The following is an 18,875-nucleotide window of genomic DNA, read 5'->3' on the forward strand; positions in this document are numbered from 1 at the left end:
AACAAAAAGCCCCTTACAAAGGGACTTTTATCTAAAAAATTACATCAACTAGGCAGTTGGCCCAAGACTGATTGATGTCTATAAATCAGATAGAGACCAATACCGAGAATGAGTAAAAACAAAATCAGTTTGATCACTCCCCTGATAAAACGCAAGAACAAGGTTAGCAACATGGAAATAATCAACCAAGTCCAAGCCGAATGACCAAAGAGCCCTTGAATTTTTTCCAAGCTGTTGTTGGCAAAATCGAGCAGCCAAGCAGGTAAAACAGTTAAATTATCCCAATTCAACCTACTTGTGATGGCTGAGCCTGTCGTACTAAGCCAAGCAAAAACACCTGTATTAAATAAAACAAGAAAGGCCTGCTCAGGATAATGACGGACCCAATTTTTAATAGTTGTTATCATTTTGATCACCTAATTTGCATAAAGTTTTTGAACAGCAACAATATCCGTTTGCTGGATAGCATAATAAGAACCAGCTGATTGCATAACCGAAGTCTCGCTGTCGTTGTGTTCCAAGCCAATTGCGTGTCCCAACTCATGTTCCGCCGTATTGACAATACGCTCATAGGTATAGCCATAAGCGTCATCTAAGAGATAGTAACTATTAAGATAGACATCGACATGGTTGATGCGGTTACTTAGAGCATCTGTTGTCGACTGGGCCTCACCAGCAGCTTGACTAGAGCTATCCGATCGATCGTCTAATATGATATCAGCAGCATCCTTATCATTGATAAGATTAAAGGTAAAAGCACCTGTATTATTCCAAGCCAAAAGCGCCTCTTGATAAGCAGATGCTAAGGTTGAATTGCTTGAAGCGATGTAAACAGTCGCCGAATTATTGGACCAGCGGGCACCTTCGGTATGAGAACCTGCATCAGTAGCAAGTCTTTCAATATCCTTGCCTAAATCCTTGTCCGATGATAAATGGCTGCTAATATTGGAAAAAGCCCCTTTAAAGGATTGAGCGAATTGGGAATTACTATTACTACTATACCAAACCAGACACAAAACAACCAAGGCTATGATAAGAGCTGTTTTAAGCAGACTCCAAAAAAAGCGCCAGAGAAAACCAAGGATTTCTCCAGGAATGTAGAGTAGGAATTTGAAAATTTTTTTCATAAGCAATCCTCACTAACTAGAGTTATAAGAAAGAAACTTAAGTATAGCAGGACAAATTTTAAAATACAAGTCTTAGCCTACTTGTCTTTAATTTGTAAAAAGCAGACTGCTATGACAGCCGCTCTTCCTTAACATAATCAAGAGGTAACCATTCAAAAAAGGCCTCTAATTGTTTTTCCCAGTAATACCATTCATGTTTACCAGGAGCTGTATGATAGTCAATATTCAAACCCAATGACTTGAAATCAGCGACAGCTTGTTCATTAGCTTGATAGAGGTAATCTTGCCGACCACACCAAGCGTAAAACTGGGTTTTCATATCATGTTTAGCCACCATTTCTGTTAAAAGATGGCGGTTTGCTTCTTCTTTTGACAAATCACCAAAGACACCTTGCCAATAATTCAGATTCCCATCAATATTATCACTTAGGTTGTCCATATCAAAGCTAAGTGCTCCCGAAAATGACCCTGCATAGCCAAACTGATTAGTTAAAAGAGCTAACTTGTAAGCACCATATCCACCCATAGATAGACCAGCAATATAAGTCTTCTCCCTTTTATCTGTCATATTGGGGAAAAAGCGGCGCATTACCTCTGGTAATTCTTGAGCAATAGCATCAAAATAACGGAGACCATAAGCAGTATTTGTGTACCAAGCCAAATCAGTTGAAGGCATAATAACAATCAGATTGGTATGACGCAACAAACGCTCAATAGCCGTGCGCTTCTGCCAGGAATTGTGATTGCCTCCCATTCCATGCAAGAGATAGAGCACTGGAATATCCTTATCTGCAACAGCTTCTGGATCAATTTCAAAGGCATCAGGATAAATGACGTTTACCTGACGCTCATAACCTAAAATTTTTGACTGATACTCAATTTGAAAAAATGCCATAAAATCCTTCCTCCTCTTATGGGAAAAGGGAGTGAGGTAAACAGCTACAAATCAAAGATTTTTAGCTCTACCCCAACCCCTTTTATTTTCGATAAAATATAAATTACTATTAACGCACTTCCATAATCACTGGCAAGATAGCCGGACGGCGTTTGGTTTGATCAAAGAGGAACTTATTCAACTCATCACGAACAGATCCTTTTAGTTCTCCCCAATCAAAGCCATCTTGTGCCAGATAGTCCTCTACTGTTTTATTGACCAAGTCGGCACTTTCTCGTAGAATATCACGACTCTTTCTGACATAGACAAAGCCACGTGTATGAACTTTAGCTTTGGAAACAATGATCTTTTTCTTTCTGTTAACTGTGATAACCACGATGAAGATACCATCTTCTGAGAGAATCTTACGATCACGCAGCACAATATTGCCAACATCACCAATCGCATTTCCATCAATCATAACATCACTGGCCGGCACACCTCCTTCATGAAGGAAACCTTGGTCAGTCAAAAGCATGATATCTCCACGTTTCATGATATAGATATTTTCAGGTAGAATATCTACTTCTTCTGCCAAATCAGCCTGTGCCTGCAATTCACGATACTCTCCTTGAATCGGAAAGAGGTAGCTTGGACGGAGGATATTCATCATGAGCTGCAAATCACGACCATTAGCATGTCCTGATACTCGAAGATTTTGTGTAATCAGCTTGACGGAACCGCCAGCCTGATAAATCATATTTTCAACACGGGCAACTACCGCTTCTTTAGCAACACTTGGCGTAGTGACAATATAAACCAGATCCCCATCTTTGATTTCCACATAACGGTGACGACCGATAGCCATTTTTCGCAATCCATCGATCGGCTCACCCATCCGACCAGCTTCAAGAATAATCAGCTCATGATCCTCAAACCTGTTCATTTCCTTAGGCTTGACAATCAATTTTTCATCCGCGATATTCAATTTTTTTAGGCGGATAGCTGTTCGGACAATATTTTCCACATCAAAACCAGTTAAAACAACACGACGGCCATGTTCTGCGGCAGCATCAAAGATCTGTTGAATCCGCGATAAATTGCTGGCTACAGCAGCGACAATAATTCGTCCTGTGGCCTCTGAAATGACATCGTTCATTTCATCACCAACTTCTGCTTCGCTGGCAATTTGGACATTGCTGTCCGCATTAGCAGAATCTGCCAACAGGGCCAGAACCCCTTCACGACCGATTTCTGCCAAACGTCCAAAGTCTGTTTGATAACCAGGGCTAGCCGCCTGGTCAAATTTAAAATCACCAGTGTAAACAATATTTCCTTGATCTGTCCCTAAGACAATTCCTAAGCTTTCAGGAATTGAGTGAGTGGTGCTGAAAAAAGAAACCACAGCATCACTAAACTCAATTTCTGTCGTTGCATCTACAAGATGGAAATTGTTAAATTTCTTGGTTTGTGCATTGTTTTTAACAACTAATTTAGCCAATTCAATCGTCAATTCAGAACCAAAGACTGGCACGCGCACATCCTGCAAGAGATAGGGTAGAGCTCCAATAGCATCAGCATGTCCGTGGGTTAGGAAAACCCCCTGTACACGCTCCTTGTTCTCAATCAAATAGTCCAGATTGGGAATGATGACATCAACACCAAGCTGTTCATTTTCAGGGTATTTAAGGCCAGCATCTAGTATAAAGATAGATTCATTGATTTCAACAACATAGAAGTTTTTTCCGTTTTCACGGACACCTCCTAGGGCAATAATTTTTATATCACTCATTGTAACTCCTTTTTCTTAGGTTAGAGCAAGTGCTCTTTTTTTATTGTGTTTTATCATGGTTTTAACCACATATTTATACCAACGGTCCTTATTTCTCTTAAAATAAGTCGAATTACAGTCTTATATATTATAGCATAAATGCTAGGATTATGCTTAAGCTCAAAAAAGAGCAAAAAAAGCCCTTAAGGCTTCTTGTAACTTCTAAAAATAATTTCTATCAAGACCAAGGCAAGACTAAGCACTAGAGAAACCACCCAATAATTAACCCAAACGTCTCTGCTGTTGATAATAGGGGTGAAGCGCATAATACCATAATTACCACCCGTTACATGATTAATCCAGAGCAAAAAAAGATCCAATAAAAAAGTATAGGTTAGAATCTTAAAGAGACTGAGCCGTCTTTCTTCAAAATGATTGAAAAGGTACAGCAGACTATTGACCAAAAGAGCAAAGTGCCCCACAATAAAGGAAAGTCCCGTAATATGAGGAAAAGTATAGGGATCCATAACAGGATAGCCCAGCGCAAAGAGGGCACCGCCAAATCCCATCAAGGCAAGATAATGCTTGAGGGAGAGCTTATCGGGCAAGATGATTAGGCCAATCATGGCCAATCGACAATGATAGAGGGGGAGGCTAACCGATAGAGGAATCTGATAAATTAGATACCAAGAATAGAGAAGCAACAACTGACCGATTTGAAGCCACTTAAAAATTCCAACATAGATTGCATACCTATGATAGCGATAAGTCAGCCAAACTAAAATTGCTATCATCAGCAAAATGAGAGCGTACCAACCAGCTGTTATTGTTGGTGGCTGACTCTGTTGCGTCGTTAAAAAATCCGCCAAAAATTCCTTCATCCCTTAATTATCCCTTTCTTCTCCTTTTCTCTCAAATTAAGCTATTATACACTGTGGTGGGCCCTATGTCTTTGATACTTGCTGCGAGGGACTGTAGGCCAATCATCCAACTTTTCATCTTCCTCAGGAAAAGAAAAATAGTTAAATAGTAAAATACTACTCATACAGATACTAGCACCGTAATCTTCCATACTGGCAATCAAAAAAGTCGATAGCATCAGAATAAAATGATAGAGGGTGAAGCGCTTATTGACTGTTTGAAAACCAATCATAATTGGGAATAGGATATAAACCCAAAGGCCTTGACGCAAGAGGGAATCCACATAAAAATTCTCATTAAAGATCCGACCGCCATCTTCATGATAGAGGAAAGGAACCCGTCTAGGAAGAAGACGAAAACCATATTTTTCAATATAAGCATGCGCGTTATCCAGACGTCCAGTAAAGATTTTATTTAAAAATTCAAAAAAGGGAGAATCCGATTGATATAAAAGAGACAGCATGATCCCCAAAAGGAAAATAGCTAGGATCGATCTGAAAACGACCTTACCAGATACCTCGTAAGTCAATAGAGTTTTCTTAAAAAACGAACAAGCTAAAATAATAATAAAGGTAAAGAGGCCTGTTCTCGAATCTGTGATAGCATAGACTAAGAGAGACACGAGAGTTATCCATAAAAGTTCAGATACGGCTAGCGCCTTCTTTTTCATTAGCGAAAAATCACACATTATGCTCATCATAAACATGCTCAAGGAATTGGGATGTAAAAAGCCATAGGAATGACGAACAAGTTGTTTACTATCACGCCAGAGCGTAACATCTGGAACTTTCCCCATGATATAAAAGAGCAAGACAGTAATAGCTAAAAAAATCTTGGCATAGAATATGGTCCGCATAAGATTGGACTGCTTGGGGTCAACCGATACCGACAGTAAAAGGAAGGACAGCAAAGAAAAATCTGGCAAAAAGTAAATCATATAAAATTTATGAGGCATCAGAACCACAAAAATAAGGATGGCTGTTATTGCAAACAAAACCTCATCCGACCAACGTTTAAGATAAATATGCCAAATAAAGACTGCCAAACTCAATAGAAGTGAAACAATAGTCAGATGGATGTAAGTAGCATCCGTCATGAAGCGCTTCAGAAAGTAAGTATAGACAGCTACAATAAAGGCAATACTGTAAAAAAATTGATAAAGCTTACTGTGATCTTCAGAAAAACTTTGCCACTCTTCACTCAATGTTTTCAAATTCATTCTCCAAAATATAATGTATTATCGCCCAAAGGCTTATTTCAAAATAGTTTTTATTGAGGACTCAAGCCTCTTCCAAAAGATCAACAACCTCACTCAAATTCATAGAATTTGATCCCTTAAAAAGAATTTGATCTTGTGGCTTGAGGAGCCCCTTGATACACTCAACTAAATCGGCAAATTGGTCTTGATCCAATGTCTTTTTGAAATAGTAGACCTTGCCAATGGGGAACATTTGACTAGCTAGCTGAGCTAAATCAGCAATGTCAGAACCATAAAAAATTACCGTATCCAAATCATCTGGACTTAAACTAGTGATCAGCTCCGTGTGCATCTGAACAGAATTTTCTCCTAATTCCTTCATATCAGCCAAAACAGCAATTTTACGACCGCCTTCATTGCTGGCAATAGTAGAAAAAGTCTCCAAAATCAATCGCATGGCTGTTGGATTAGCATTGTAAACATCAGATAAGATATCAGCACCATTAGTTGCTTTTTTCCATTGTGTCCGATTACCTGTTAGCTTTAGTTGAGAAAGGGCTGAGGCTATTTGATCCTCAGCTATTTTGAGCAGTTGTCCAACGTAGCTAGCAATCATGGCATTGGTTGCATTGTATTTACCTGTCACAGGCAGTCGAATAGGACCTTCCAAAAAATTGGTACGGAAAGTCAGAGAATCCCTACTTTCTTCTAAATCCGTCAAGTAAATATCTTTGTCTGCGCCAAAGCGAATGATTTTCTGATTATCAGGTAGATAGGCATTGATGATTTTATCTGCCGGCGCAATCAGAACCCCTTCTTCATCCATTCCTTGGGTGATTTGCATCTTTCCTTGGGCAATTTTTTCACGACTACCGAAAAATTCTAAGTGGGCCTCACCAATTAGGGTTACTACAGCGATATGCGGTCTAGCTAACTCAGACAATAAAGCGATATCACCAAGATGATCCTGCCCCATTTCTAAAACAATTTTTTCAGTCTCATCTGGCATGTGTAAAACTGTGTAAGGTAGACCAATTTCATTGTTGTAATTGCCTTGTGTTTTATAGGTTTTATAGGTCGTCACTAAAATAGCGGCAATCATGTCCTTAGTCGTCGTTTTACCGTTTGAGCCAGTCACAGCGATAACGTCAACCGCCATTTTTCGTAAATAATATTGTGCCAGAGTCTGAAAAGCTTTCAATGTATCTGCAACGAGGATATAAGGGTAATTGATCACTTTTTTTTCAGAAAAGGTAGCTACCGCACCATTCGCAAAGGCTGTTTCAATAAAATCATGGCCATCACGCATTCCTTTGAGCGGTAAAAAGAGATTACCTGACTTGATTTTGCGGCTATCAAATTCAATATTGGTAATATTTAGGTCATCAAATTCAGAGACATCGTTTAAAGCACCAACAACTTTTGCAATTTCATGTAAGGTTAATTTCATAGGGATTCCTTAATTCTTTGATCTTATCTGAGCATATATAGAAAATTATACCATAATTTTTAACAAAGATTTTAGCCGTTTTAAAGAATAAAAACGAAATTTTCATCTTAATATTACAAACTTATCCTATCCAAAAAGAGGGCGAGGCAGAACTCCTAATTACCTATCAATCAATAGGGTCCTAGTCTCTTATGAAATGATTAGAGATAAGGACTGACAGCTTTAACTGCTTGTTTCTTGAGATAGGGACGGGACTCCTTGGAATGATTTTCCCACCAAAACGACAAATAGAATCGGAAGTATTATGCCAAATTGAAAGGATTGTTGAAGAAATTGGCTTGTGGAGCAAAATATTTGACAGCAGGCTTTCCCCTAAACCCTAAGCTAGAATCTTGTATGCCGATGAAGCAGCTAAAGCAGCATCACTACCCGCCAAAAAAGCCATTACACTAGGATAAGAACCAACCAGTACAACTCCAGCAGCCATTGCATCTTTTAAAATGAAAAATTAGAAAGAGCAGCTAGGCCCAACCTGACATAATCGCTGTTACAAGCATAACAGGGGCAGGCCATTTAAAAATTCCAATAGAATCGTGGTTAGGGTCAAATCCATCCCCAAAATAACTCTTAAAAGATGTATTGGGAATAGCCCAAGTATTCGTCTGTAGCAAAGTATAATGAACAGCCCTTTAAACATTAATAACCAGAGTGAATCCTTTACTGATCCAAGAGTAAGATTTTGAACTTTTTGTATAAAAAGACCTTTTAAAATCTTAGTTGTCCTTAGACCATGTTTATCAACAAAGCAGACAAATATCCTAGATTATCTATAGTCACATCAAATTTTTGACTGAGTCTCGACCAAGTCCAACCAAATCATCTTAAGCGATAACTTTCGACTTTATCCTTATAGCTTAACTCCATAAGAAAAGCACCTCAATCGTTAGATATTATGTCTAACTTTTGGGATGCCGTTCAAATTTTCCAGCTTTTTTCTAAAAACGAATAATTTCACGTGTTCTTTCATAAGATGAAACAAAACGATCTGTAACACCTGGCTCTACCATTTCAAGCGCATATGAAATTTCTTCAAAAGATGACTTGTAATCGTACTCCTTTTCGAAGAGCTTGAGGGCAATTTCAAAGCTATCTTGGACAGCAGGCTCAAAACTACGGTAGCGATTTGAATACTGCAAGAGCTGCTCTGTCAAGGTAGCATTTTGAACAACACGATAGGTCGTTTCAATCAGAAGATCAATTGATGAGCCTGCCGACTCTGTCAAACGCGCTACCAAATTGATATTGATACGTCCCTTGCTCAATTCATCTAATAAGGCTTCAAGATGTTCACTAGTCGTAAAGAAGATACTGAGGAAATCTTGGGGAATCCCCGGCAGATTGCGCTTTTCCATAAAGCGTTTGATGATGTGCAACTGATTGACATATTCATCAGACTTGATACGCGACTCATTTTCAATACGTTCAATACTTTTGAGCTGCCCGCTGAGTTCAATCTGTCCTTCTTCAACCGTTGACAGGGTTTTGAGAGCTTCATCAAAGATAACTTGTAATTCAGAATATGGTTTTTCCTGAGTATCAAAGTTTTCAATAGCCGGAATTGTATCTTCTTCAATAGTTTCCAACTCTTTGGTGAAGTTCTGAACACTCAAGGTCTCACTATCCTCGATAATATAGAGAGCATTGAGACGTTCCATCTCTTTTTTCAAGGCCTCATTATTGTGCTTGGCGTGCTCCAAGTATTTTGGAAGGACCTTGCTGTTCTTCATCACTTTCTTATTAGCGTCAATTTCACGCTCAAAGATAGCATAGAGACCATCAATCTTCTCTTGAATTTCTTGATTTTCACTGTTAGCACGATCGAGATCCAGAGTAACCAGACCATCTGCATTACTGCTGATAGACTCACGAATATCTTGGAAACGACGCTCAATATTGCGTTCTGGGAAATGATAATGAGCTTCCAACAATTTAGCATAGCCGGATTCTAGGTCATCCAATTGATCTGGGAAGTCATCTTCCAATTTAGCAACGATTGCTGGAATTTTTTCCGAAATCTGACCGAGAGCGATAGTGTGCTCTTCTGCTGTATCTAAAATTTCGGCCGCTTCAACAGGATCTCCCGTTGAATTAAGTGTAACAAATTGAGAAAATTCTGCTTCAATATTTTTAAGCTGCTTGCCAATCTCAATTTTAGTCGCTCCGAAGTTATCAGAGTTATCTTCGATGCTATTCTTCAATTCTTCGTAAAGATCCAAAGCATGTTTGACACGGGCACTGTTTTTATCTTCTTGATCCTGAAGAATTTCAAGCGCCTCACGAACAGCCGTGATGTCCTCTTCAGCCAAATCCAACTGACTTTCAATCGTCTCAATGGAAGTCTTGGTCTTCAAGAATTTAAAGGAATCATTTTGATTTTCAGCATTAACCAGATTAGCCTCTATATCCTTGATTGTATTTTTAGAAAGATCTGACCACTTTTGATTCCATTCACGAAATGTCGTTTGACTCTGACCGATCAAATTCAATTTTTTGACAGCCTCTAACTTCTCATCAATAGGCTGATCAAACAATTTTTGCTTGCGCTCTTCCAACTCAGCAATTCTTAAATCATTTCGTTTTCTAAGAATAACACCGATAAGATAACCGATAATGACCACAAGGACAACGGCTACAATCAGCACTACAATTCCGCTCGACATGTTTTCTCCTTTTAGTGTCAAAGGCACAAAAAGCCTTCATATTATCACATAGTACGCCCCATTATATCATAGTTCTAGACACTTATCAAAAAAATTCACAATTAAATATCGAGTGTACTATAGACGGCGTTCGCTTCAATAAACTCGCGACGGGGGTCAACGCGATCTCCCATCAGCATGTCAAAAATCTTATCTGCTTCCGCTGCATCATCAACTGAGACACGTGCCATTAAACGATTTTCAGGATCCATTGTCGTTTCCCATAGTTGATGGTCATCCATTTCACCTAGACCCTTATAACGCTGTACACTTGGTTTAGAGCGCCCTTGGGTATAGCGTTCCAAGGCCTCCTGAAGTTTTGTCTCTTGATCGGCCCCCGGTTGGATATACTCCTTAATCTCACTGCCAACTTTGACACCATAAATCGGTGGCTGAGCAATATAAACATAACCAGCCTCTAAAACAGGACGCATAAAGCGATAAATCAGAGTTAAAAGCAAGGTACGAATATGAGCACCATCAACATCAGCATCTGTCATGATAACCAACTTTTGGTAGCGAGCCTTGCTGACATCAAAGTCTGCTCCAAAACCGGTCCCCATAGCTGTGAAAAGGCTTCGGATTTCATCATTAGCAAGAATCTTATCCATACTGGCTTTTTCAACATTAAGGATTTTCCCACGAATAGGCAGAATAGCCTGAAATTCACGGTTACGACCTGACTTGGCTGAACCACCAGCAGAGTCTCCTTCAACGATAAAAAGCTCATTTTGACTAGCAATATTTGAAGAACAGTCCGCCAACTTACCTGGTAAATTAGAAATTTCTAGACCTGATTTTTTACGAGTTACCTCACGCGCACGTTTAGCAGCAATCCGTGCTTTTGAAGCCAGAATTCCTTTTTCAACAATTTTTTTAGCAATCTGAGGATTTTCCAAAAGAAAGCGCGAGAAAGCCTCACTAAAAAGACGATTAGTAATCTTGACAACTTCAGAATTTCCCAACTTAGTTTTGGTTTGACCTTCGAATTGGGGATTTGGGTGTTTAACCGAGATGACAGCGGTTAAACCTTCACGAACATCTTCGCCCGATAAGTTGTCCTCTTTTTCTTTAAGCAGTTTATTCTGACGAGCATAATCATTGATGACCCGAGTTAAGGCTGTCCGAAATCCTTGCTCATGGGTACCGCCCTCGTGAGTGTGGATGTTATTAGCAAAGCTTAGAATATTCTCATGGTAAGTACCTGTGTATTGGATAGCAACTTCAACCGATATCCCATCCATTTCACCATCTGTGTAAGTAGGATGCTCAAAGAGCACATCCTTATTTTCATTGAGGTAATCAACATAGCTGACAATGCCACCTTCATAGTGATAATCTTGAGTCTGCTCCTTGCCCTCACGCTTATCAGTAATAGAAATTTTAAGCCCCTTGTTCAAGAAGGCTAATTCTTGGATACGTTTGGCCAGTTTATTGAAATCAAATTCAAGTGTTTCAGTGAAGATTTCAGGATCTGGTATAAAATGAACAGCGGTTCCTGTGTGAGCTGTTTCGCCGATAATTTTAAGATCATCCACTACGATTCCACGTTTATACTCTTGAAAATGGATGTGACCATTTTTGTAGACGCGCACCTCCAGTTGTTTTGATAGAGCATTAACTACCGAGGAACCGACACCGTGGAGACCGCCAGATACCTTATAACCGCCGCCACCAAACTTACCACCGGCGTGAAGTACGGTAAAGACTGTTTCAACAGCAGGACGACCGGTCTTTTCCTGAATATCAACAGGAATCCCTCGACCATCATCAATAACGGTAATTGAATCATCCGGTTCAATAAAGACCTCAATATGGCTGGCAAATCCTGCCAGAGCTTCGTCAATCGAGTTATCAACAATTTCCCAAACCAGGTGATGGAGACCTTCTTTTGAGGTTGAACCGATATACATTCCAGGACGCATACGAACAGCTTCGAGGCCTTCCAAGACTTGGATCTGACTGGCATTATATTCCATAGCCAATTCTTCTTGATTTTTATTTTCTTCTGTCATTCTATACTACCGTTTCTAAGAGAGACTTTTTACCATCAAATAGCAAGGCTTCGAGGCCTGCCGCTTGTGCTGCTTGGTTATCAATATCACGATCGCCAATAGCTACTGCCTTTGTCATCTTGTATTTGTTCTTGAGATAGAGCATGGATTCAGGATTGGGCTTGCGCGCAAAACCACTCTCACTAGTTACCACCTCAGTAAAATATTGGGCAACGTCTGCTTTTTTCAAAATATCTAACACTAAATGATTGCGGTGAGAAATCATAAAATTTCTCCCACCTTCCGCTACAATTTTTGCCAATATTTCCTTAGCTCCTTCAAAAAGAATAGGAGTTGCTAAGGCCTTGGCTTCACGGTCCTTATAGCATACTAAAAAATTAGGTTGATTAGGAATAAATTTAGCAATAGCTGCATCAGTTGAAACCTTCAACATGGCATAAACCTGATCATGGTCTGAGCTCACACCAAACTCAGTCAGAGTATCACAGAATGCCTGTGTTGAAATCTCGTAATTATCCAGCAGAGTACCGCCTAAATCCCAGATGTAATCGTGAAATTTCATAATCTTAATTATAGCATATTTCAGCTATTTTTGCACTAGCTTTGCCAGCTCTTACCCTATAGCTGGAGTCAAAAAAGAGCTTAGAAAAAAACTTTCTAAACTCTTTTATCATTAACTTTAACCGATTAAAAGGGTACTGGTTAAATCCAATATTTATACCAAGCTCTCCTGCTCATATTCTCATCGACCCGTCTTTCTAAAGCCAAATTATTCTGATAAGACATGGAAAGAATGAGCCCCACACCAATTAAATTAGACATCAAGGATGAGCCACCTTTGGATATAAAAGGTAAGGGAATACCAGTTAGAGGTAGAATACCAATAGCAGCTCCGATATTCTCAAAAATATGGAAGAGAATCATCATGATGAAGCCAGTTGAAATATAAGTATAAAATACATTATTAGACTCAATAGTAATACGAATCATCCGGAATATTAAAATCAAATAGAGGAGAATAACGATTATTCCGCCGATAAATCCATAATCTTCAGCAATGACAGTGAAAATCATATCGGACTCACGCACAGGAACAGATAGTTCAGCAACATTAAACCCTTTCCCAAATAAGCCACCGCTACCGATGGAAATTAATCCCTGTACTTGTTGGTAAGCAATACCTGACTCATAAGCGAAAGGATCCAACCAAGCAGCTACCCGATTGATTTTATAAGTTTCTAGCCCCATGTGGTAGAGCCACTCTTTGCCCCAGTCACTGGTGAAGATCAACATAAAGATTCCAAAGCCTAGAACAGCTAAGAATATTACCGGCAGAATAATCCGCCAAGCCACTCCCGACAGAACAATCAATCCTGCTAAGATGGCTAAGAAAACCATAGCTGTCCCCATATCCTTTTGTAAAATTAGAAGCAAAAGCACAGGGAGAGTAACACCAAAATAATACAACAACAAGCGACCATCATTCTGCAGTGAAGGCTCCTCATCTTGGTGCTCATCCTTAAACCAAACCCCTACACGGGCCAGCATAAGAATATAGACGATCTTCATAAATTCAGAAGGTTGAAAGAGACTGACCGAACCAATACTAACCCAGTTTTTAGATCCTGTTGAAGCGACTAGTTCCGGACTATAAATAAAGAGCGGCAGCACCATCAAAGCCAAGCCTAAACCATAGAGAATTGGGGTGATTTTCCAGAGCCGTTCTACATTGAAAAACATGACCACAAAGGCAATCAAGCAGCCTATAGCAATCCCTATTAGCTGCTGAATCATAACCGATACAATTGTTTTAGGATAGTCATGAATAGTAGCGGTATAAATAGCCACCATTCCTATTAAAATCAGGATAAATACCGGTAAAATTACTGTATAGTCGACCCTACTGTCAAGTGGCCGTTTCCTTTTTTTCGCCATTTCTTCTCCTTCATACAATTATAAAATATTATAGCATGATTTAATAAGTTGATAAATCAAAAAACAAAATATTGTAAAATCAAGCTGGAAACTGCTACTGAGATCCAAGTGAGCAAACCCGTTAACAAGGGCTTAAGGCCGGCTTCTCTAAACTGCTTAAAGGAAACCTTACAACCAATCCCGGCCAGAGCCATAGCCATTAAAAATTGTGACATCATTTTAGCATAAGGAATAGCTGACTTAGGGAAAATACCAGTCGAAGATAAGAGCGAAGCGACAAGGAACCAAAGAATAAACCAAGGAAATATTTTTCTAAATGAGAAATTTTGCTGACTCTTTTTTGAGCGATAAAATTTAATACCCGTTAAAATCAAACAAGCCGGTACAATCATCAGCGCACGTGATAACTTCACAATTGTCGCAAAATCACCTGCTTTTTGACTATAACTATAGCCTGCAGCCACTACCGATGAGGTGTCATTAATAGCTGTTCCAGTCCAAAGGCCAAAATTATAATCTGTCATCTGCATCAAATGTCCCAGACTTGGAAAGAGAAAAAGAGCCAAAATATTAAAAAGAAAAATCGTTGACATTGAGAGGGCAATTTCATCATCGTCAGCTTCCAAAATAGGTGAAGCCGCAGCAATGGCCGAACCACCACAATAGCTGTCCCAAAGCCGATAAGGATCTCCAAATTTTTTGACATCTTAAGCCAACGTCCCACAATGTAGGAAACCAAAAAAGAAATTAAAATAGTGGTTATTGAAATTTTGAGTGAAGAAAAACCTGTTTGAGAAACTTGACCTATGGACATCGTAAATCCCAAAATGATGATGGAATATTGAAGAATTTTTTTACTACTGTAGCTAATACCAGCTTGAAAATTCTCCCCAGGACTAAAGATATTATTAACCAATATCCCTAAGACAATGGCAAATACGCTTGAACCAATCAAGGATAAGGAATTACCCAATATGACAGAGAGTGCCGCTAAGACCACTGTCAGAGCTAAACCAGGTAAGTAAGATTTTAATTGCTTCATTTCCATCTCCAATAATTAAGACTACTGCTATCTTATCACTTTTAAAGTCACAAAAAAAGGCATTCAATGAATTCGTTGGACAAAGAAAACGTTTTTCATCAAAGCCTTTAAGTTTTATTGAACTACAAGGATTAATCATTTATCCCTACAACTTATTTTTCATCTTTATTCCAAAAATCGGTAACAGCACCCTTAGAAGCCGAAGAGACAATATGGGCATATTTACCAAGTACCCCACGTGAATAGAGGGGTGGGATAACTGTTTCAGCCTTGCGACGTTCCAACTCTTCCTCAGAAACCTTCATAGTAATTTCTTTGGTATCTTGGTCAACAATGACTATATCGCCCGTACGAAGATAGGCAATTGGGCCACCGTCTTGTGCTTCTGGTGCAATGTGTCCGACAACCAGACCATAGGTTCCCCCAGAGAAACGACCGTCCGTAATCAAGGCAACTTTGTCACCTTGTCCCTTACCTACAATCATTGAAGACAGCGATAACATTTCTGGCATACCAGGACCCCCTTTAGGGCCCACGTAACGAACGACAACAACATCGCCATCAACAATATCATCGCTAAGAACTGCTTCGATGGCATCTTCTTCAGAGTCAAAGACCTTAGCAGGTCCTTCATGACGACGAACCTTAACACCCGAAACCTTAGCAACTGCCCCATCTGGAGCCAAATTACCTTTCAGGATAATCAATGGACCATCAGCACGTTTAGGATTTTCAAGTGGCATGATAACTTTTTGACCTGGTGCTAAATCAGGGAAGTCTGCCAGATTTTCAGCAACAGTCTTACCTGTACATGTGATGCGTTCACCATGCAGAAAGCCATTAGCTAGAAGATATTTCATAACCGCTGGCACACCACCAACCTCATAGAGGTCCTGGAAAACATATTGACCTGATGGTTTCAAGTCTGCTAAATGTGGTACTTTTTCCTGAAAATCATTGAAGTCTTCCAAAGTCAAATCAACATTAGCGGCATGGGCAATAGCTAATAGGTGAAGAGTTGCATTGGTCGATCCTCCCAGAGCCATTGTAACTGTAATGGCATCCTCGAAAGCTTCACGGGTAATGATATCCGATGGTTTCAAACCCATTTCTAACATTCTAACTACCGCACGTCCAGCTTCTTCAATATCCGCTTTTTTCTCAGCAGATTCAGCTGGGTGTGAAGATGAACCAGGGAGACTCATTCCGATAACTTCGATAGCGGTCGCCATGGTGTTAGCTGTGTACATACCACCACAACCACCAGGTCCAGGGCAAGCATTACATTCGATAGCACGCACTTCTTCAGCAGTCATATCACCGTGATTCCAATGACCAACGCCTTCAAAAACTGAGACAAGGTCAATGTCTCTACCATTCAGGTTTCCTGGTGCAATAGTACCGCCATAGGCAAAGATAGCTGGAATATCCATATTAGCAATGGCAATCATAGAACCTGGCATATTTTTGTCACAACCACCGATAGCAACGAAAGCATCAACATTGTGCCCTCCCATAGCTGCTTCAATGGAGTCAGCAATAATATCACGAGAAGTCAGGGAGAAACGCATCCCTTGAGTTCCCATAGCAATCCCATCAGCGACGGTAATGGTTCCATATTGAACTGGCCAAGCGCCTGCATCCTTGACCCCTTTTTTAGTGATTTTACCCAAATCATGCAGGTGCATATTACATGGCGTATTTTCTGCCCATGTTGAAATAACCCCTACGATTGGGGCTTCAAAATCTTTATCAGTCATGCCAGTGGCACGCAGCATAGCACGGTTAGGCGACTTAACCATGCTGTCATAAACAGCTGAACGATGACGCATTTTCTTCGTTACTTCTGTCATAAGACTTCCTCTTCTCTAGAACATAATTATTTAGGACTGATTCCTAAGGCGATACGACCCAATCGACTAATTCGAGTCAATTTCCAAACGGGATGCCAAACAACCTCAACACTAGCTGAGTTGATACCATCAATTGTCTTGAGTGTATCAACCAAATCAAGAGGCAGGGTATCGGCACAATTACAGGCTACATCAGTAAAGGTCATAACCACTTTACAATGACCATTTTCATCCAAGTTAATTTCATAAATCAAGCCTAGATTATAAATATCTAACTCTATTTCGGGATCATAAACAGTTTCTAATTTTTCAATCAGTTTCTGCTCCAGAGTCTTGGCTCGTTCATTAATCTTGATGTCATCTCTCATTAAGAAACCTCCATTATTACAACAGTAAATTGTAGCACAATTCAGACAATTTGTCTATAAACAGATTTAATTTTCAAATCCATAAACTTGATAGATTTTCTCAGCAATTCGTTCGACATCTGCTGTTAAACCACGCATCTCATAAACATCTAAGACAGGGAAGTTAAACTGCTTTGAATATTGATAGGCCGTCAGACAGAATTGATTGTTAAAATTGCGATTACCACTGCCGACAATTCCTAAACAGTTGCTAGCATTATCACCCTTAGCAATCAGCTGGCGAAGATCGCCCGTCAAAATCTCTTGATCCCCTGTATCAACACCATTTCCTCCTTCAAGATAGGTCGGTAAAAAAGCAACATAAGGCTGATCCAGATCAGGGTAATCCTGACCGCCTTTAACTAATTCCTTAACATCCAATGTCTCAACAAAAACCTCAGGATGCTTAAAAGCTAAATAATCAACCAGCTTTTCAACAAAAGCTTTGGTATTTCCACTCAAACTAATGTAAACAAATTTCAAGTTCTTCTCCATGCCACAATATCTTGTGGTTCTTTTGTTTTCTATATACAAGATATTGTAGCACCGTAAAGGTTTTGGGTCAAGCGCAAAATAAGACCCTTGTACAGAAATACAAGGGCCATCATTCTTAACCTCAACTACTATCCTCATAGGAATATCCCCTGCCGGAATCGAACCAGCAACTACTCCTTAGGAGGGAGCTGTTATATCCATTTAACTAAGGGGACAAGACCTCTACCATTGTACCCTAGACTAAAAATGAATGCAAGCCTTAAAAAGCTAATTCAGCAATTGAAATTAGACATTCTCCTTCTCTGCAATCAGATAAGTCCCTGCCACTTTTCCATTACAGCATCCGCTACAGCGAGTGCAAAATCATGATAGGAGACTGTTGGTTAAGAAAAAAATCTTCCTTCTGGGCTGAATAATACTTTTGATACCCCTTTTTCCTGCCTAGTCAATCTGACAAAAAGCCAACTAAAGGACAGTCCGAAGCATAAGCAAAGAAAAAGATCTTCCCAACCAGACAGCTCGGCCAGAAGAAATATGAAACTGTTGGCTAAAAGTATCCATTAAAGGAATTGTCAAATAATTGCTGGATACAACTATCAAACCGCACCAAAATAGCAGATTGCTAAGAGCAGTTCATCTGTTTTGATTCCATTTATTTTCATATTTCATTACCTATCCTATTTCGTATATTTTATTATGATAAAATGGGTGTAGATATTTAATTATAAATACAAAAGGATTGAAATGATTATGAAGCAAAATTTTGAAGACTACTCTGCTCTCTTGGATGTAGAACTTTTGAAAAAACTTGTTGTCGGAATTTGGGAAGTTTCCAAAATAACTGGTATTCCAATTAGAAAAATTCGCTACTGGGAAGAAAAAGGCATCATTCACTCCCAAAATGGTAAAGAAGGTACAACCAGGAGATATGATTATATGAACATCAAAAAAATACTCTTAACTCGTGGTGCTAGTTGATTTTCAACGACAATAAAAAGCCCAAAAGGACTATACTGTAAGTGACAAAA

General features: G+C 39.4%; 14 protein-coding genes, 1 tRNA gene and 5 pseudogenes. 1 reads left to right on the top strand and 19 read right to left on the bottom strand.

The features are described 5' to 3' along the window. Positions 1-44: 44 nt before the first annotated feature. The 19 genes and pseudogenes from ACFOSE_RS09350 to ACFOSE_RS09435 all read right to left on the bottom strand — a co-directional run. Positions 45-407 (bottom strand): hypothetical protein, encoded by a 363-nt coding sequence (locus ACFOSE_RS09350; RefSeq protein ID WP_380432720.1) that lies wholly within the window; start codon positions 405-407, stop codon positions 45-47. A 9-nt stretch (positions 408-416) separates the two neighbouring features. After that, complete coding sequence (locus ACFOSE_RS09355; RefSeq protein ID WP_380432722.1) at positions 417-1,127, bottom strand: matrixin family metalloprotease; 711 nt, start codon at positions 1,125-1,127, stop codon at positions 417-419. A 109-nt stretch (positions 1,128-1,236) separates the two neighbouring features. Beyond that, positions 1,237-2,022, bottom strand: a complete 786-nt coding sequence (locus ACFOSE_RS09360) for an alpha/beta hydrolase (RefSeq protein WP_380432724.1) — start codon at positions 2,020-2,022, stop codon at positions 1,237-1,239. 109 nt (positions 2,023-2,131) lie between these two features. Further along, positions 2,132-3,793 carry a ribonuclease J gene (locus ACFOSE_RS09365; RefSeq protein WP_380432725.1) on the bottom strand — a complete coding sequence of 554 codons (1,662 nt, stop codon included), beginning with the start codon at positions 3,791-3,793 and terminating at the stop codon, positions 2,132-2,134. A 182-nt stretch (positions 3,794-3,975) separates the two neighbouring features. Then, entirely contained in the window at positions 3,976-4,653 is a 678-nt protein-coding gene (locus ACFOSE_RS09370; protein WP_380432727.1) for a YwaF family protein, read from the bottom strand. 44 nt (positions 4,654-4,697) lie between these two features. Beyond that, complete coding sequence (locus ACFOSE_RS09375; protein ID WP_380432729.1) at positions 4,698-5,912, bottom strand: hypothetical protein; 1,215 nt, start codon at positions 5,910-5,912, stop codon at positions 4,698-4,700. 61 nt (positions 5,913-5,973) lie between these two features. Further along, positions 5,974-7,341, bottom strand: coding sequence for a UDP-N-acetylmuramoyl-tripeptide--D-alanyl-D-alanine ligase (locus ACFOSE_RS09380; RefSeq protein ID WP_380432731.1), 1,368 nt, complete (start codon positions 7,339-7,341; stop codon positions 5,974-5,976). Between the two features lie 200 nt (positions 7,342-7,541). Continuing rightward, a pseudogene (locus tag ACFOSE_RS09715) lies at positions 7,542-7,745 on the bottom strand (hypothetical protein); the annotation flags it as partial. Positions 7,746-8,336: 591 nt separating this feature from the next. Next, positions 8,337-10,061: a septation ring formation regulator EzrA gene (gene ezrA, locus ACFOSE_RS09385; RefSeq protein WP_380432732.1), complete on the bottom strand. Its 1,725-nt coding sequence runs from the start codon at positions 10,059-10,061 to the stop codon at positions 8,337-8,339. Between the two features lie 101 nt (positions 10,062-10,162). Beyond that, positions 10,163-12,115 carry a DNA topoisomerase (ATP-hydrolyzing) subunit B gene (gene gyrB / locus ACFOSE_RS09390; RefSeq protein ID WP_380432734.1) on the bottom strand — a complete coding sequence of 651 codons (1,953 nt, stop codon included), beginning with the start codon at positions 12,113-12,115 and terminating at the stop codon, positions 10,163-10,165. Between the two features lies 1 nt (position 12,116). Beyond that, positions 12,117-12,677, bottom strand: coding sequence for an HAD-IA family hydrolase (locus ACFOSE_RS09395; RefSeq protein ID WP_380432736.1), 561 nt, complete (start codon positions 12,675-12,677; stop codon positions 12,117-12,119). Between the two features lie 140 nt (positions 12,678-12,817). Next, the gene (locus ACFOSE_RS09400; RefSeq protein ID WP_380432738.1) at positions 12,818-14,050 is read right to left on the bottom strand and encodes an FtsW/RodA/SpoVE family cell cycle protein; all 1,233 of its coding nucleotides are present in this window, start codon (positions 14,048-14,050) and stop codon (positions 12,818-12,820) included. Between the two features lie 56 nt (positions 14,051-14,106). Then, a pseudogene (locus tag ACFOSE_RS09405) lies at positions 14,107-15,092 on the bottom strand (YeiH family protein). 152 nt (positions 15,093-15,244) lie between these two features. Further along, positions 15,245-16,945: a dihydroxy-acid dehydratase gene (gene ilvD, locus ACFOSE_RS09410; protein ID WP_380432740.1), complete on the bottom strand. Its 1,701-nt coding sequence runs from the start codon at positions 16,943-16,945 to the stop codon at positions 15,245-15,247. A gap of 26 nt (positions 16,946-16,971) precedes the next feature. Further along, the gene (locus ACFOSE_RS09415; protein WP_380432742.1) at positions 16,972-17,313 is read right to left on the bottom strand and encodes a metal-sulfur cluster assembly factor; all 342 of its coding nucleotides are present in this window, start codon (positions 17,311-17,313) and stop codon (positions 16,972-16,974) included. 66 nt (positions 17,314-17,379) lie between these two features. Further along, complete coding sequence (gene nrdI / locus ACFOSE_RS09420) at positions 17,380-17,835, bottom strand: class Ib ribonucleoside-diphosphate reductase assembly flavoprotein NrdI (protein ID WP_380432743.1); 456 nt, start codon at positions 17,833-17,835, stop codon at positions 17,380-17,382. 155 nt (positions 17,836-17,990) lie between these two features. Continuing rightward, positions 17,991-18,062 (bottom strand) — tRNA-Arg (locus ACFOSE_RS09425). A gap of 70 nt (positions 18,063-18,132) precedes the next feature. After that, positions 18,133-18,268, bottom strand: a pseudogene (locus ACFOSE_RS09430) (NAD(P)-dependent oxidoreductase); the annotation flags it as partial. A gap of 27 nt (positions 18,269-18,295) precedes the next feature. Continuing rightward, a pseudogene (locus ACFOSE_RS09435) lies at positions 18,296-18,509 on the bottom strand (MFS transporter); the annotation flags it as partial. An 88-nt stretch (positions 18,510-18,597) separates the two neighbouring features. On the opposite strand from ACFOSE_RS09435, the pseudogene ACFOSE_RS09440 reads away from it, so the two are divergent. Further along, positions 18,598-18,807, top strand: a pseudogene (locus ACFOSE_RS09440) (MerR family DNA-binding transcriptional regulator); the annotation flags it as partial. Positions 18,808-18,875: the final 68 nt, after the last annotated feature.

It is taken from the genome of Streptococcus dentapri (assembly GCF_042649885.1).
GTDB lineage: Bacteria > Bacillota > Bacilli > Lactobacillales > Streptococcaceae > Streptococcus > Streptococcus dentapri.

Bases quoted from the DNA above. Each gene is read 5' to 3' on its own strand.
- ACFOSE_RS09350 (WP_380432720.1), bottom strand. From the start codon at position 407: ATGATAACAACTATTAAAAATTGGGTCCGTCATTATCCTGAGCAGGCC.
- ACFOSE_RS09355 (WP_380432722.1), bottom strand. From the start codon at position 1,127: ATGAAAAAAATTTTCAAATTCCTACTCTACATTCCTGGAGAAATCCTT.
- ACFOSE_RS09360 (WP_380432724.1), bottom strand. From the start codon at position 2,022: ATGGCATTTTTTCAAATTGAGTATCAGTCAAAAATTTTAGGTTATGAG.
- ACFOSE_RS09365 (WP_380432725.1), bottom strand. From the start codon at position 3,793: ATGAGTGATATAAAAATTATTGCCCTAGGAGGTGTCCGTGAAAACGGA.
- ACFOSE_RS09370 (WP_380432727.1), bottom strand. From the start codon at position 4,653: ATGAAGGAATTTTTGGCGGATTTTTTAACGACGCAACAGAGTCAGCCA.
- ACFOSE_RS09375 (WP_380432729.1), bottom strand. From the start codon at position 5,912: ATGAATTTGAAAACATTGAGTGAAGAGTGGCAAAGTTTTTCTGAAGAT.
- ACFOSE_RS09380 (WP_380432731.1), bottom strand. From the start codon at position 7,341: ATGAAATTAACCTTACATGAAATTGCAAAAGTTGTTGGTGCTTTAAAC.
- ezrA (WP_380432732.1), bottom strand. From the start codon at position 10,061: ATGTCGAGCGGAATTGTAGTGCTGATTGTAGCCGTTGTCCTTGTGGTC.
- gyrB (WP_380432734.1), bottom strand. From the start codon at position 12,115: ATGACAGAAGAAAATAAAAATCAAGAAGAATTGGCTATGGAATATAAT.
- ACFOSE_RS09395 (WP_380432736.1), bottom strand. From the start codon at position 12,677: ATGAAATTTCACGATTACATCTGGGATTTAGGCGGTACTCTGCTGGAT.
- ACFOSE_RS09400 (WP_380432738.1), bottom strand. From the start codon at position 14,050: ATGGCGAAAAAAAGGAAACGGCCACTTGACAGTAGGGTCGACTATACA.
- ilvD (WP_380432740.1), bottom strand. From the start codon at position 16,945: ATGACAGAAGTAACGAAGAAAATGCGTCATCGTTCAGCTGTTTATGAC.
- ACFOSE_RS09415 (WP_380432742.1), bottom strand. From the start codon at position 17,313: ATGAGAGATGACATCAAGATTAATGAACGAGCCAAGACTCTGGAGCAG.